This window comes from Ruegeria sp. N4, from assembly GCF_056531425.1.
This window is the reverse complement of record NZ_JBQFLT010000012.1, coordinates 1-14,334: the sequence shown is the minus strand read 5'-3', so window position 1 is coordinate 14,334 and position 14,334 is coordinate 1. Positions and strand designations below refer to the sequence as shown.

Annotated in this window: 16 protein-coding genes; 7 read left to right on the top strand and 9 right to left on the bottom strand. The window is 60.4% G+C overall.

All coding sequences use genetic code 11. The features are described from left to right. Positions 1-36 precede the first annotated feature (36 nt). A complete protein-coding gene (locus tag ACR0LW_RS16685) occupies positions 37-1,755 on the top strand; it encodes a bifunctional sulfate adenylyltransferase/adenylylsulfate kinase (RefSeq protein ID WP_170736461.1) in 1,719 nt (572 codons plus the stop codon). A gap of 86 nt (positions 1,756-1,841) precedes the next feature. On the opposite strand, the gene ACR0LW_RS16680 is transcribed toward ACR0LW_RS16685, so the two are convergent. From ACR0LW_RS16680 to ACR0LW_RS16670, 3 genes are all read right to left on the bottom strand, one after another. Then, positions 1,842-2,717, bottom strand: coding sequence for a PhzF family phenazine biosynthesis protein (locus ACR0LW_RS16680; protein ID WP_480582627.1), 876 nt, complete (start codon positions 2,715-2,717; stop codon positions 1,842-1,844). A gap of 102 nt (positions 2,718-2,819) precedes the next feature. Then, positions 2,820-3,044, bottom strand: coding sequence for a DUF1150 family protein (locus ACR0LW_RS16675; protein WP_050604806.1), 225 nt, complete (start codon positions 3,042-3,044; stop codon positions 2,820-2,822). A gap of 5 nt (positions 3,045-3,049) precedes the next feature. Then, positions 3,050-3,463, bottom strand: coding sequence for an Hsp20 family protein (locus ACR0LW_RS16670; RefSeq protein WP_058275530.1), 414 nt, complete (start codon positions 3,461-3,463; stop codon positions 3,050-3,052). A gap of 163 nt (positions 3,464-3,626) precedes the next feature. Between ACR0LW_RS16670 and ACR0LW_RS16665 the strand changes: the two genes are divergently transcribed. The 4 genes from ACR0LW_RS16665 (at position 3,627) to ACR0LW_RS16650 (ending at position 6,226) form a co-directional block, all read left to right on the top strand. After that, on the top strand, positions 3,627-3,851 hold the full coding sequence (locus ACR0LW_RS16665) for a DUF465 domain-containing protein (protein ID WP_170453145.1): 225 nt from the start codon (positions 3,627-3,629) through the stop codon (positions 3,849-3,851). 64 nt (positions 3,852-3,915) lie between these two features. Further along, the gene (purE, locus tag ACR0LW_RS16660; protein WP_170452665.1) at positions 3,916-4,401 is read left to right on the top strand and encodes a 5-(carboxyamino)imidazole ribonucleotide mutase; all 486 of its coding nucleotides are present in this window, start codon (positions 3,916-3,918) and stop codon (positions 4,399-4,401) included. After that, a complete protein-coding gene (locus tag ACR0LW_RS16655) occupies positions 4,398-5,153 on the top strand; it encodes an NAD(P)-binding domain-containing protein (RefSeq protein WP_170736464.1) in 756 nt (251 codons plus the stop codon). Before purE ends, ACR0LW_RS16655 begins: the two co-directional genes overlap by 4 nt. 2 nt (positions 5,154-5,155) lie before the next feature. Then, positions 5,156-6,226: a 5-(carboxyamino)imidazole ribonucleotide synthase gene (locus ACR0LW_RS16650; protein WP_480883401.1), complete on the top strand. Its 1,071-nt coding sequence runs from the start codon at positions 5,156-5,158 to the stop codon at positions 6,224-6,226. A gap of 64 nt (positions 6,227-6,290) precedes the next feature. Here ACR0LW_RS16650 and ACR0LW_RS16645 read toward each other — a convergent pair whose 3' ends face one another. The 6 genes from ACR0LW_RS16645 to ACR0LW_RS16620 form a co-directional block, all read right to left on the bottom strand. Continuing rightward, positions 6,291-7,442: an alpha-D-ribose 1-methylphosphonate 5-triphosphate diphosphatase gene (locus tag ACR0LW_RS16645; protein ID WP_480883399.1), complete on the bottom strand. Its 1,152-nt coding sequence runs from the start codon at positions 7,440-7,442 to the stop codon at positions 6,291-6,293. Then, positions 7,439-8,212 (bottom strand): alpha/beta fold hydrolase, encoded by a 774-nt coding sequence (locus tag ACR0LW_RS16640; protein ID WP_480883397.1) that lies wholly within the window; start codon positions 8,210-8,212, stop codon positions 7,439-7,441. The genes ACR0LW_RS16645 and ACR0LW_RS16640 overlap by 4 nt, the downstream gene beginning before the upstream one ends. Before the next feature lie 38 nt (positions 8,213-8,250). Continuing rightward, a complete protein-coding gene (locus ACR0LW_RS16635) occupies positions 8,251-9,093 on the bottom strand; it encodes a DMT family transporter (RefSeq protein ID WP_480582633.1) in 843 nt (280 codons plus the stop codon). Positions 9,094-9,269: 176 nt separating this feature from the next. Then, positions 9,270-10,913: a chaperonin GroEL gene (groL, locus tag ACR0LW_RS16630; RefSeq protein WP_170452676.1), complete on the bottom strand. Its 1,644-nt coding sequence runs from the start codon at positions 10,911-10,913 to the stop codon at positions 9,270-9,272. Positions 10,914-10,968: 55 nt separating this feature from the next. Further along, positions 10,969-11,256, bottom strand: coding sequence for a co-chaperone GroES (gene groES / locus ACR0LW_RS16625; protein ID WP_170352338.1), 288 nt, complete (start codon positions 11,254-11,256; stop codon positions 10,969-10,971). A gap of 152 nt (positions 11,257-11,408) precedes the next feature. Continuing rightward, positions 11,409-12,083 (bottom strand): DUF2161 domain-containing phosphodiesterase, encoded by a 675-nt coding sequence (locus ACR0LW_RS16620; RefSeq protein WP_480582635.1) that lies wholly within the window; start codon positions 12,081-12,083, stop codon positions 11,409-11,411. A 152-nt stretch (positions 12,084-12,235) separates the two neighbouring features. Here ACR0LW_RS16620 and ACR0LW_RS16615 point away from each other — a divergent pair, with 152 nt between their 5' ends. Together ACR0LW_RS16615 and ACR0LW_RS16610 are read left to right on the top strand one after the other, a co-directional pair. Beyond that, positions 12,236-13,177, top strand: coding sequence for a TraB/GumN family protein (locus tag ACR0LW_RS16615; RefSeq protein ID WP_480883394.1), 942 nt, complete (start codon positions 12,236-12,238; stop codon positions 13,175-13,177). Between the two features lie 106 nt (positions 13,178-13,283). Then, positions 13,284-14,204 (top strand): manganese-dependent inorganic pyrophosphatase, encoded by a 921-nt coding sequence (locus ACR0LW_RS16610; RefSeq protein ID WP_480883392.1) that lies wholly within the window; start codon positions 13,284-13,286, stop codon positions 14,202-14,204. Positions 14,205-14,334: the final 130 nt, after the last annotated feature.

Below are 14,334 nucleotides of genomic sequence, written 5' to 3'. Positions count from 1 at the left end.
TCACCGGCAATCCAACACTGCGACAAGAGTATTCTGATGACGATGTTAAGTAATCTGGCCCCGATCCCTGAATTGTATGTGTCCTACGAGTCGGCACAGAAACTGAAGGTCGACGCCGCCGATCTGACCAGCTGGGATCTGAGCCCGCGCCAAATCTGCGATCTGGAACTGCTGATGAATGGCGGGTTCAACCCGCTCAAAGGCTTCCTGTCCGAGGCCGATTACGACAACGTCGTCGAAAACATGCGTCTGGCCGATGGCACCCTGTGGCCGATGCCGATCACGCTGGACGTCAGCGAGGATTTTGCAGACAGCATCGAGCTGGGTCAGGATATTGCCCTGCGCGATCAGGAAGGCGTCATTCTGGGCACCATGACCGTGACCGACCGCTGGACCCCGGACAAGGCACGCGAGGCTGAAAAGGTGTTTGGCGCCGATGACGACGCGCACCCTGCGGTGAACTATCTGCACAACGTGGCCGGCAAGGTCTATCTGGGTGGCCCCGTTGTCGGCATCCAGCAGCCGGTACACTATGATTTCCGCGCCCGCCGCGACACGCCGAATGAGTTGCGCGCCTATTTCCGCAAGCTGGGCTGGCGCCGCATCGTCGCGTTCCAAACCCGCAACCCGCTGCACCGCGCGCATCAGGAACTGACCTTCCGCGCCGCCAAGGAAGCGCAGGCCAACCTGTTGATTCACCCCGTGGTCGGCATGACCAAACCGGGCGATGTGGACCACTTTACCCGCGTCCGCTGCTATGAGGCGGTGCTGGACAAATATCCCGCATCCACCACCTCGATGTCGCTGCTGAATCTGGCGATGCGCATGGCTGGCCCGCGCGAGGCGGTCTGGCACGGCCTGATCCGCGCCAACCACGGCTGCACCCATTTCATCGTCGGCCGCGACCACGCTGGCCCCGGCAAGAATTCCGCCGGTGAGGATTTCTATGGTCCCTATGATGCACAGGACCTGTTCCGTCAGTTCCAGGATGAAATCGGCGTCGAAATGGTCGACTTCAAACACATGGTCTATGTGCAGGAACGCGCCCAGTACGAACCGAATGACGAGATCGCCGACAAGGATAACGTCACGATCCTGAACATCTCGGGCACCGAACTGCGCCGCCGTCTGGCTGAAGGGCTGGAAATTCCGGAATGGTTCAGCTTCCCCGAGGTTGTGGCCGAGCTGCGCAAGACCAAGCCGCCGCGCAGCCAGCAGGGCTTTACCGTGTTCTTCACCGGCTTTTCGGGCTCGGGCAAATCCACCATCGCCAACGCGCTTATGGTCAAGCTGATGGAGATGGGTGGCCGCCCGGTCACGCTGCTGGATGGGGACATCGTTCGTAAGAACCTGTCATCCGAGCTTGGTTTCTCGAAAGAGCATCGCGACCTGAACATCCGCCGCATCGGCTATGTCGCGTCCGAGATCACCAAGAACGGTGGTATCGCCATTTGTGCTCCGATTGCGCCCTACGCCACCACCCGTCGCGCGGTGCGCGAAGATGTCGAGCAGTTCGGTGCCTTCTGCGAGGTTCACGTGGCCACCAGCATCGAGGAATGCGAACGGCGCGACCGCAAGGGCCTGTATAAACTGGCGCGTGAGGGCAAGATCAAGGAATTCACCGGCATTTCAGACCCCTACGACGTGCCCCAGAACCCCGAGCTGACGGTCGAGACCGAGAATGTGGATGTGGACAACTGCGCCCATCAGGTTTTGTTGAAGCTGGAAAGCATGGGCCTGATCGCCGCAACATGATCTAAAGGCATACTGAATGAAAAGCCCCCGGTTCGCCGGGGGCTTTTTTGTTTCCAAACTGTCACCGAGCCAAGTTTCGTTGAGCCTTAGCCCAAATCGACCTGTCCGCGCATCAGGATATGACCGCAGCCTGCCACCTTGATCCCGGTCATGGCATCACGCGACCCGACGCGGGTGACGGTCGCCTGACCGGGGCGGCCCATATCGTGGCCCTGCTCGGCAATGAAACTGTCCTTGTCCATCAAGGCGTATTTCCACAGATATGCCGCCATCGCGCCGGTTGCTGATCCGGTGAACGGATCCTCGGGCGGGCTGGGCGGTGCCAGCAACAGGCGCGAGAACGTGTCCCCCGCAGATGTCGCGCCTTGCAGCGTCACCAGAAACGGTTCCGCCATATCCGAGCCCGAATAGCCAGCGGCGGCGGCTACTTCTCGCAATGGCCCTTCATCCAGCCGTGCCGCGCGCAGGGCATCGTGATCGCGCAGGACCGTGATACAGAACGGCAACCCGGTGGAAACCAGTTGCGGCGGCGAGATAATGGCACTTTCCGGCAGGCTGATGGCCGAGGCCACCAATTCCGCTGGAACATGTACGCCGAACTGCGGCGCGACTTGCGTCATTTCGATCTGGTCCCCGATCAACCGGATCGACACAATCCCGGCCCCGGTTTCCAAGGTCAGCGCATCGCCCGAAATCATCCCGCGCGACCGCATCGCGGCAACTGTCGCAATTGTCGGATGCCCGGCAAAGGGAATCTCACGGCTGGCCAGAAAGTACCGGACGCGAATATCGGCCACCTCGGACGGGCCGGTAAAGGTGCATTCTACCAGCGAGGTTTCCCGGACATAGGCCATGCACACATTCTCGGGCAGTTCCGCGCCTTCGTGCACCACGGCACAGCCGTTACCGCCAAAGGCCCGGTCGCTGAACGCGTCTACCCAATCGAAGTCAAACCAGCTCATGCGAAAACTCCCTGACACAGATGATGCGGCGGCGTCCGCCTGTGGTCATGTGTCGCGCGTGTCGCTGGGAATGTCACGCCCTATCCGGTGTGAAGGGGCCGTTCAGTGAACGGCCACCGGGGACAGGTCATGCTGTCGGGCCAGCACAAAGGCCAGCTTGCGGTCGGCCACCAGCGCCAATTGCTGGCCATCCGAGTCGTGTACCGCATAAAGCTGATCCAGATCGCCTGCCTGATCGCGCAGATCACGCGGCAGATCGGCCACCTCGACCGTTTTGACATAAACGATACGGTCGCCTTCGGTGTTGATCTCAATCGGTGTATTCATTGCTCTTACCCCTTCCGTATGTTGATTGTCTGAACCACGGTTTCCGGCACGGCGCGGGTCAGATCCACATGCAGCAGACCGTTTTCCATAATCGCCTCACCGACCTCGACACCGTCCGCCAGCACGAACATGCGCTGAAACTGACGCGCCGCGATGCCACGGTGCAGGAATATGCGCCCCTCGCTGTCGTCGCGTTGACGGCCCCGGATCACCAGCTGGCGATCCTCGATCGTGATCGACAGATCCTCTTCCGCGAACCCGGCCACCGCCAGAGTGATGCGGTACGAAAAGTCCGAGGTCTGTTCGATGTTGTAGGGCGGATACCCTTCATTACCAGCCTTTGCAGACCGTTCCAGAAGGCGTTCCAACTGCTCGAACCCCAAAAGATGCGGGTAAGAGCCAAGAGTAAGTTTTGACACGTTTTCTCGTCCTTTATTGCCAAAGCGACGTGTTGTGCGGCCCCGTTCCGGCAACCGCGCATAATAGAATATGGGAAGAAACCAGGATGTCCACAAGGTCTGGCGCGATAACGTCTGACACACTATCTTGTTGATGACGCACCACAACCAGCCCGAGTCGCCAATGAACGCGCCCACCGACCTTTCGATGAAAACAGATGACGTTCTGCGGGTTGAGCTTGAGGTTTTCCGACGACAGCACCGCGATCTGGACGAAGCTATCGAGGCGCTGCAATCCACCGGAACGGCGGATCAACTGACGATCAAACGGTTGAAAAAGCAGAAATTGCGGCTGAAAGACATTATCCGTCTGATCGAGGATCGCTTGACCCCGGACATCATCGCCTAACGCATTGCCACGAAGGCGGATTTGGATATAGTGCGCGCTCTGCAAACGGGCGGGGATTTAGCGGATGGGTAACGTCAAGGTCGGGATCATCATGGGCAGCCAGTCGGACTGGCCCACGATGAAAGAAGCCGCAGATATTCTGGACGAGTTGGGTGTGGCTTATGAAAAGCGCATCGTGTCGGCCCATCGCACACCGGACCGTCTTTGGGACTATGGCAAAACCGCTGTTGAACGTGGTCTGAGCGTGATTATTGCCGGTGCAGGCGGTGCAGCGCATCTGCCGGGCATGATGGCGTCGAAAACCCGCGTGCCGGTGATCGGAGTTCCGGTGCAGACACGGGCCTTGTCGGGGGTCGATTCGCTTTATTCCATCGTGCAGATGCCCAAGGGGTTTCCTGTTGCTACCATGGCGATCGGATCGGCGGGCGGCGCAAATGCGGGGCTGATGGCTGCCGGTATTCTGGCCCTGCAGGATGACGCTTTGGCCGAACGGCTGGATGCGTGGCGCGCGGCCCTGTCAGCCTCAATCGCTCAAGAGCCCGAGGGATGAGCCGCATCGGCTTTGTCGGAACCGGGCACATCGCAGCGCCGATGGTGCGTTTTCTGGCGGCCAAGGGGCATGACATCTGCGTCACCCAGCGCAACGCCGAGGTGTCCTCGCAACTGAAATCGGAACTCGGCGTGACAGTCACGGACCCGCAAACCGTGATTGACGCCTCTGAGATCGTCTTTCTGTGCCTGCGCCCTCATGTGGCCGCCGACATTCTGACCCCGCTGACGTTCCGCGCCGATCAGCAAATCGTGTCGGTCATGGCTGCAGTCCCTTCGGATCAACTGGCCGAGCTTTGCGCACCTGCGAAGGATTTTGTTCAAACCATTCCTCTGGGCTTTCTGGAAACCGGCGGGTGCCCTCTGGCCGCATTGGGCAATGATCGCCTTCTGGCCGATCTGTTCGAGCCGGAAAACCCCGTGATCAGGGTCGAGAGTGAGGCCGCCCTGAATGCCCATTTCGCGATTTGCGCCATGGTGCCGGGCCTGCTGGATCTGATGGCAACCGGGTCGGAATGGCTGGCCGGGCAGACAGGCGACGCAGACGGTGCGGAATTTTATGCGACACAGCTGTTCTCGGGCTTTCTTTCCGCGATGGAAAAGGGCAAAGCGGGGCGACTGGCGGCCGAACGAGATGCGCTGGCCACCGATGGAACGCTAAGCCTGCAAATGACCGAGAGTTTGCGGTCGGGCAAAGCACATGACGCGCTGAACGCGGCTCTGGCGGCGATTGGCAAACGGTTGGAGACCTGATGATGACAAAGATGCTCGCCCCCGGCGCAACGATTGGAATTCTGGGCGGCGGTCAATTGGGCCGGATGCTATCGGTTGCGGCGGCACGGCTGGGCTTTGTCAGCCATATCTACGAGCCCGGCGCAAACCCGCCTGCGGGACAGGTCGCAGATCGGGTGACAACGGCGGCCTATGACGATGCCGAGGCGCTGAAAGCCTTCGCGGAATCGGTCGATGTCATCACCTATGAATTCGAAAACATCCCCACCGAGGCGCTGGACATTCTGGAAGCCCACCGCCCCATTCGCCCCGGACGCGAGGCACTGCGGGTCAGTCAGGACCGCCTGACCGAAAAGACATTTCTTCAGGATCTGGGACTGAACACTGCGCCCTTTGCGGACATCACCGATATGGCCAGCCTTGAGGCCGCGATTGACCAGATCGGCGCGCCTGCCATCCTGAAAACCCGCCGCTTTGGCTATGACGGCAAAGGACAGGCGCGCCTGAGCACGCCCGAGGATGCCGAGACGGCTTTGGCCGACATGGCCGGAGCACCTGCGATTCTGGAAGGCTTCGTCAATTTCAGCCACGAGGTATCAATCATCGCGGCGCGCGGTCTGGACGGTCAGGTGGCCTGTTTCGATCCCGGCGAAAATGTCCATCGCGATGGCATTCTGCGTACAACGACCATCCCTGCCCGACTGCGGCCTGCGCAACGCAGCGACGCGATCCTGCTGGCGGCCAATATTCTGAACGCGTTGGACTATGTCGGCGTGATGGGTGTCGAGCTGTTTGTGACGCCAGAGGGCCTGATCGTGAATGAAATCGCCCCGCGCGTCCACAACTCGGGCCACTGGACGCAGAATGGCTGCGTCGTGGATCAGTTCGAACAGCATATCCGGGCAGTAGCTGGCTGGCCTCTGGGTGATGGCCAACGTCATTCGGACGTGGTGATGGAGAACCTGATTGGTGACGACATGGACCGCGTACCTGAATTGGCGCAGGAACGGGATGTCGCCCTGCATCTGTATGGCAAGGCCGAGGTCAAGCCGGGCCGCAAGATGGGTCATTTCAACCGGATCGTTCGGGGCTGAAAATCGCGCTGACGCGCGATGCCTCCGGCGGAGGTATTTTTGAACAGAAGAAGGCGGGCCGGGATCAGGTGATGAACCGGGCCGCGATATCTCCGGACATGTAGCTGACGCGCCCTGCCGCCAGCGTCGCGGAGACACGGTAGGTTTGCGCGTCCAGAATGACCAGATCGGCGCGTTTGCCCGGTTCAAGCGTGCCGCGATCCGTCAGGTCAAGAACACTTGCGGGACCGGACGAGATCAGGCCCCACGCGCCTGCCAAATCCAGAACGCCAGACTTGGCCAGCATCAGCGCGGCACGGCGGGGGCTGGGATAGTGGTAGTCCGACGCCAGAGCGTCGCAAAGGCCCATCGCGACAAGTTCGACCGCGCTTGCATTCCCTTTGTGTGACGCACCGCGCACAACGTTCGGCGACCCGAGTATGACGTGATCACCGGCCAGGCGCGCGGCCTCGGCCGCCTCCAGCGTTTCCGGAAACTCGGCGATCAGGGCACCCTGATCCCGCCACCAGGCACGGGTCTCGGCGGTTGCGTCGTCATGGCTGCCCAGACGAACACCCATTTCCGAGAGCTCGGCGCTGAGCGCCTCAACCGCTGCGGGAACGTCACCCCGGCGCGCGTGCATGTCGAGAAGCAGTTCGAAATGCGCGTCAGGATTGCGTCCGGCTTTCAACGCCTGCCCGGTCAGGCGCGGCGGCTTTTTGCCTTGGGCCAGCCGGTCATGTGGCAAGTGGTCGTTGAACACCACGTAAGGGACCTGCCAATCGGCGATGCGCCGGGCCATACCAGCGTAATCGTCGAGCATATTGGTCTCGAACCGCAATTGCGGGATCAGATCGGTGACCGTGTCGGTTTTGACGGCCCGGATCGCCTCAAACACCTGCCCCGCGAACTCCGGCCCCCGCACACCGCCTTCCCAGCTGTAGAACTGGGCCAGCACGGCGGTCGTGATCCCGTTTGCGGCCAGTTCGGCCTCGACGGACAGGATGCCTTCGTTCATCTGCTTCATCGCACCACGACGCGGGGCGATGTGGCGTTCGAATCCGTCGCCGTGAAGGTCGATGATCCCCGGCAAAACGACATAGCCGGACAGGTCAACTTCGCGCCCAACCTGCGTTTCCTGCACCTGCCCATCGGCGATCGAAAGCGGCGCGCGAGACAGGCTCTCTTGCGGCAACAGCACCTCTGCGCCGGTCAGCGTAAGGTTTAGTCGGGTCATCGTGTCGGTTCCGAGTCAGGCTCGGAACAGTCTTCGCCGATGCAGATTTCTTCGATGACGTCGAGCACGCTGTCGAGCCACGTGATTTGCGGATCAAACTGTCCGAATTCGATGAAATGCAGCGCCTGCGCCATGACGCGTGGGTTGTTCATCATGAAGGTATGCGTGACCGGCAAAACGATGTGATCTGCCATGCCATCGACCTTCGTTGTCTCAACCGACACTTTGCCATCATCGGGGCCGTCGATCAGTGATGAGAACAGAGGGTTCAGAGAATTCTCACCCGCGATCACGCCCAGATCGAAATCCACGGCAGGCAGCTTGCGCGGGATGCCTTCCGGCCCCGTTCCCAGTTGCAATCCGGCAGGGCCGTTCAGATAGCCGAACACTTCCCATGCACTGAGTTCATCGACCAGTTGGCTGCCCTGATTGGGCGGGCCCAGCATGACTGCGCGACCCATGTTTTCGGGATGGTTGTCCTGTAGCCAATAGCGCAACAGGATGCCGCCCATCGAATGCGCCACAACGTTTGCCTTGTCCTCGCCACAGGCCGCAAACGCGTCCAGCAGGGTTTGTTCGGCCAGTTCGGGGATACCCATATCGGTCGACGGGTATCCGGGCCGAACGACCGTATAGTCATGGGCCTTGAACAGCTGCTCCATAACTGAAAACGACGCCTCGGTCCGTGCCAGCCCATGCAACAGGATCACGCATTTCGCGCTGGCGGCGGCAGGCAGACACAGGAAAATCAGGGCGCACAGAAGTCTCATACCCGCCCAATAGCGCCGATCTGAAGCTGTGGAAAGACCTACCCTCGGGTCCGGCGCAGAACGGCCAGGGCGATTCCGCCCAGAACCAATGCTGTCCCCGCCATCAGGCGCGGGCCAGCAACCTCGCCCAACAAGACAACACCTCCGACGATGGCGATCACCGGCACGCTGAGTTGAACCACCGCCGCGACCGACGGGGACAGCTGCGGCAGCACACGGTACCAAAGCGCATAGCCCAGGCCCGATGTTACGCCCCCAGACAGCGCGGCCAGCAGGTAGCCCAAACCGCTCATTTGCCAATTGCCACCCATACCGACCAGCACCAGACCTGTGATCGGCAAGGCAACCACAAAGTTCGCAGCCGTGCTTGCCAGCGCGTCCGGTTCGGACCGTCCCGCCAAGGAGTACATGGCCCAGCCCAACCCGGCCGCAACCATCAGCCCCGCGCCCAGCGCATCGACCTGAACCGAACCACTGGGCCAAAGCACAAAGGTCAGTCCCGCCAACGCGATCCCGGCCCCTGCAACCTGCCGAACGGTCGGCGCCGCCCCCATGATTGCGCCGACGGCAAACATGGCGATCTGCACCACCGCAAACAGGATCAACGCGCCCAGACCCGCGTCGAGGGTCAAATAGGCCAGCGAAAACCCGATCATATAAAGGAACAACGATCCAGCCCCCACAATCCGCCTGCGCGACCGCAGCGGCATTGCGGCGCCGCGCAGCAGTACCAGCACCCACAAAACTGCAGCCCCAGATAGAACGCGAAACACCGCGAAGCTGGCCGGGTCACTGGCGCCGCTGTCAATCGCCAGCCGGTTCAGGATCGAGTTCGCCGCAAAGGCGCACATGGTCAGGGCAGTCAACAGAAGCAGTCTCATTCCAACCGCATAGCTGGTTCCGCTGGGTTTGCACACTCACATTGTCTCAGCCGACCCAAATCTTCTTCTGTTCAAAAATACCTCCGCCGGAGGCATAGCCGCGCAGCGGCTATTCAAAACGAAACGGGGCCGCCCAAAGGCGACCCCATAACTCAGTCTTCCAAAAAGACGACGTCTTACATCATGCCGCCCATGCCGCCCATGTCGGGCATGCCGCCACCGGGTGCTGCGCCTTCTTTGGCAGGCTTGTCGGCAACCATTGCTTCGGTGGTGACCAGCAGGCCAGCAACCGATGCCGCATCTTCCAGAGCGGTGCGGACAACTTTGGCCGGGTCGATCACGCCGAACGAGAACATGTCGCCATATTCTTCGGTCTGAGCGTTGAAGCCAAATGCAGCGTCCGACGATTCACGGACCTTGCCAGCAACAACCGCACCGTCAACACCTGCGTTTTCAGCGATCTGGCGCAGCGGCGCTTCGATGGCCTTGCGAACGATGTTGATACCTGCGTTCTGGTCAGCGTTTGCGCCTTCCAGAGCTTCCAGTGCTTTACCGGCCTGAACCAGAGCAACACCACCGCCTACGACAACGCCTTCCTGCACAGCAGCGCGGGTCGCGTTCAGAGCATCGTCCACACGGTCCTTACGCTCTTTCACTTCGACTTCGGTCATGCCGCCGACACGGATCACGGCAACACCGCCTGCCAGTTTGGCAACACGCTCTTGCAGCTTCTCACGGTCGTAGTCGCTGGTGGTTTCTTCGATCTGAGTGCGGATCTGGCCAACGCGGGCTTCGATCTCGGCTTTCTCGCCAGCACCGTCGACGATGGTGGTTTCGTCTTTGGTGATTTCGATCTTCTTGGCGGTGCCCAGCATGTCCATGGTGACGGACTCGAGCTTCATGCCCAGATCTTCGCTGATGACCTGACCGCCGGTCAGGATCGCGATGTCTTGCAGCATGGCCTTGCGGCGATCGCCGAAGCCCGGTGCTTTGACAGCAGCAATTTTCAGGCCGCCGCGCAGTTTGTTGACAACCAGAGTCGCCAGCGCTTCGCCTTCAACGTCTTCTGCGATGATCAGCAGCGGCTTCTGCGACTGGATCACCTGCTCCAGCAGCGGAACCATCGGCTGCAGCGAGGACAGTTTCTTTTCGTGCAGCAGGATCATGCAGTCGTCGAGCTCTGCGATCATCTTGTCTGCGTTGGTGACGAAGTAGGGCGACAGGTAGCCGCGGTCGAACTGCATACCTTCGACAACATCGGTCTCGGTTTCCAGACCTTTGTTTTCTTCGACGGTGATAACGCCTTCGTTGCCAACCTTCTGCATCGCATCCGCGATCTGCTGGCCAATCTCGGCTTCGCCGTTGGCCGAGATGGTGCCAACCTGAGCAACTTCGGCCGAGTCTTTGACTTCACGCGATGCGTCTTTGATGCCCGCAACAACCTTGGCAGTTGCCAGGTCGATGCCGCGCTTCAGGTCCATCGGGTTCAGGCCAGCTGCAACCTGCTTGAGACCTTCGCGAACGATGGCCTGTGCCAGAACAGTTGCGGTGGTGGTGCCGTCGCCGGCTTCGTCATTGGTGCGGCTGGCGACTTCTTTCACCATCTGCGCGCCCATGTTTTCGAACTTGTCTTCCAGTTCGATTTCCTTGGCAACCGAAACGCCGTCTTTGGTGATGCGCGGTGCGCCGAAGGATTTGTCCAGAACCACGTTGCGGCCTTTGGGGCCCAGGGTCACTTTGACAGCGTCGGCCAGGATGTTCACACCTGCCAGCATGCGGTTACGGGCATCGGTGTCGAACTTGACGTCCTTTGCAGCCATGTCGTTTCTCCTTGAGAAATAAGTTGGAAATGAAGATCAGAGAAAGCGCTTGGGCTTACTCGATGATCCCCATGATGTCGCTTTCTTTCATCATCAGCAGCTCTTCGCCGTCGACCTGAACCTCGGTGCCCGACCATTTGCCGAACAGGATCTTGTCGCCAGCTTTCACAGCCATTGCGATCAGCTCGCCGCTGTCCTTGCGCGCGCCTTCGCCGGTTGCGACGACTTCGCCTTCGCTGGGCTTTTCTTTTGCGCTGTCAGGAATGATCAGGCCGCCTGCGGTTTTCTCTTCGCTTTCTGTACGGCGAACCAGCACACGGTCATGAAGCGGTTTCAATGCCATCTTTGCAGCTCCTTGGGCTCAAAGTTTATCTATCCTCCCCTCACCGGCTGGTGAGGCGTTAGCACTCGGGGTGTGTGAGTGATAACGACGCATAGCTAGGGGGTCTGAAACCCCGAGTCAACAAGCGGATACGGATTTTTTGCCACAAGGGATCAGTCGGCCTGTTCCCAACTGTAAGCCCAGTGTTTCAGGCCCTCGGACCCTGCATCCGACAATGCATAGATGCCTTTTTCGACCTTGTCGAACCAGCCGTAATGGTTTTCGCGCATCAAACGGGTGGCAGCGGGCACGCCGGTGGCCGATGCAACCTCGGCCCCCTTGGTGGCACCATGTTCCGCCAGATGGGCGGCGCATTTCAGCGCATCCTGCCGATAGGCCGTAACGATCCCGTGGCGGGTTGCGCCGCCCGCGTTTGGATCCCCTTCCAACCGGTCAAATTCGCGCAACATCCGCGCGGCCTTGGCTTTGTTCTTGCGCGGAGCGTAAGGGCCGGGATCGCACTGAACCTCGACAACCCCGTCGTTTCGCACGGTGATCAAGCCCAGCCCCAACCTGCGGCACAGGGCCAGATTGTCCCGCAAGGCACGCCGGGCCGTGCGCCCCGTGGGCTTACTGACGCCCAGATACACCTGATCGCTGATCCGCAGCCGCGCGACAGCCTGATGGAACAAGGCCAGTGAGAACCGCAGTTTCAACTCGACGATCACCGGCTCGGACTCGTCGCGCATGGCGACAATATCGGCTGCACCGACCTCACCTTTGACGGTATAGCCCTGCCCCTCCAACATTGCCTTGATCGGGGGGTAAAGATCCTGCTCGCGCTCCATGCGCCCATGCTATGCGTTTTGGGCTGAAATGCCAGACGGGTTGCCTTGAATATGCTGCATTTGCATGACTACATCCTTGGTCGTCCCGCCTGACAAATCTCTGAGGTTCATCCATGCGTCTGTTGGCCCTGCTCGGTTTTCTGCTACTCCCCATGACGGCCAGCGCCGCCTGCGAGGGGCATGATCTGCGCCCGCTTATGTCCGAAGCGGACCGCTCGGAATTGCATCAGGCACTGGCTGACATCCCCTATCCGGAAGGCAACCACTGGATCGCCCGCAAGGGCGACACCACGCTGCATCTGATCGGCACGTTGCACACAAACGACGCGCGCATGGATGCGGTGGTCGAGAGGTTGGCGCCAACCTTGAGCCGGGCCGACGCCTTTTATTTCGAGGTCACTCAGGCCGAGATGAACACGTTTGAGCAGGGCTTGGCCAAGGACCTGAGCCCGGTAATGATCACTTCGGGGCCCACATTGATTGAGCTGATGAGTGCCGAGGATTGGGCCGCCCTGTCAGGGTCGCTGACGGAACGGGGCATTCCAAGCTGGATGGCCGCCAAGATGCGGCCCTGGTTTCTGAGCATGATGCTGGGCATTCCGCCCTGCCTGATGCAGAACCCCGATGCGAAATACGGCATGGACGCGCGTCTGACAGATCTGGCCGAGGCCAACGGCATCCCCCAGCACTCGCTGGAACAGATCGAAGACCTGATGACCATGTTCGACGATCTGCCGCTGGATCAGCAGGTGGACTCGTTGGTGCGACTGGCCGGGGCGATGCAAAGCGACGCCAATCATCTGACCACCATGGCCAATGCCTATCTGGAGGAACAGCACGCCCAGATCCTGCAACTGGCGCGGTTGCAGGGGCTTGAGGCCTCGGGCCTGTCGGAAACCGAATACAACGCGGAATGGGACCAGTTCGAACAGAAACTGCTGGTGACCCGCAACGCGAATTGGATGAGGCATATTCTGGCCATTCAGAATCAAACCGCCGTCATCGCCGTGGGTGCCGGGCATCTCAGCCATGATTTCGGTCTTCTCGCTTTGCTGGAACAGGAAGGGTATTCGCTGACCCGCGCGCCGTTCTGACCCAGACGCATAGCAGACCAACAGTCGCAGCAGGCCGCAACCGGGTGACAAGCGGTGCCTTGCGCCCTATAAGGCGCGCAAATTTCCAATCCTCAGGATAGCTGACATGACAACCCTCGTATTTGGCCACAAATCTCCCGACACAGACTCGACCGGCTCTCCGATCCTGTGGTCGTGGTACCTGAACGAAGTGAAAGGCGAACAGGCCGAGCCCGTTCTGCTGGGCGAACCCAACACCGAAGCGGCCTTTATGCTGCAACGCTGGGACCTGCCCAAGCCGCGTATCATCGACGATGTCGAGGCCGACGCGCCGGTTGTTATCGTGGACACCAACAACCCGGCGGAACTTCCCGCCAGCGTCAACAGCGCCGACATCCGCGCCATCATCGACCACCACAAGCTGGTCGGTGGCCTGGAAACCAAAGGCCCGATCGACATCACCGTGCGCCCGCTGGCCTGCACTGCAACCATCATGGTTGACCTGATGGGCGACGATGCCGCCAAGATGCCCGAGGCCGTCAAAGGCGCGGCGCTGACCTGCATCCTGTCGGACACGCTGGAATTCCGCTCACCCACCACCACCGCGCATGACCGCGCCGTGGCCGAGAAACTGGCGGCTGAACTGGGTCTGGACGTCTCGGCCTATGCGGCTGACATGTTCGCGGCGAAGTCGGATGTGTCCTCGTTCTCGGACGCCGAATTGATCCGCATGGACAGCAAGGAATACGAAGTCGACGGCACCAAGTTCCGCGTTTCTGTTCTGGAAACCACCGCGCCGGGCGTTGTGCTGGACCGAAAAGACAGCCTGGCTGCATCCATGGTCGATGTGGCAAAGGAAGACGGTGTTGATCAGGTGCTTTTGTTCGTCGTGGACATCCTGAACGAAGAGGCCACCTTGCTGGTCCCGAACGATCTGGTCAAAACCGTCGCCGAGAAAAGCTTTGGTGCATCGGTCGATGGCGACGCCGTCGTCCTGCCCGGCATCATGAGCCGCAAGAAACAGATCATCCCGAACCTGAAGGTCTGATCTTCTGCCATACCCGTGTGAAAGGCGCCCGAACCGGGCGCCTTTTTCTTTTTGCGAGGCTCTGCCTCACGCTCCGGGATATTTTTGGCCAGATGAATAAAGGATCCCTTGCTTCGGCTGGCACTAAATA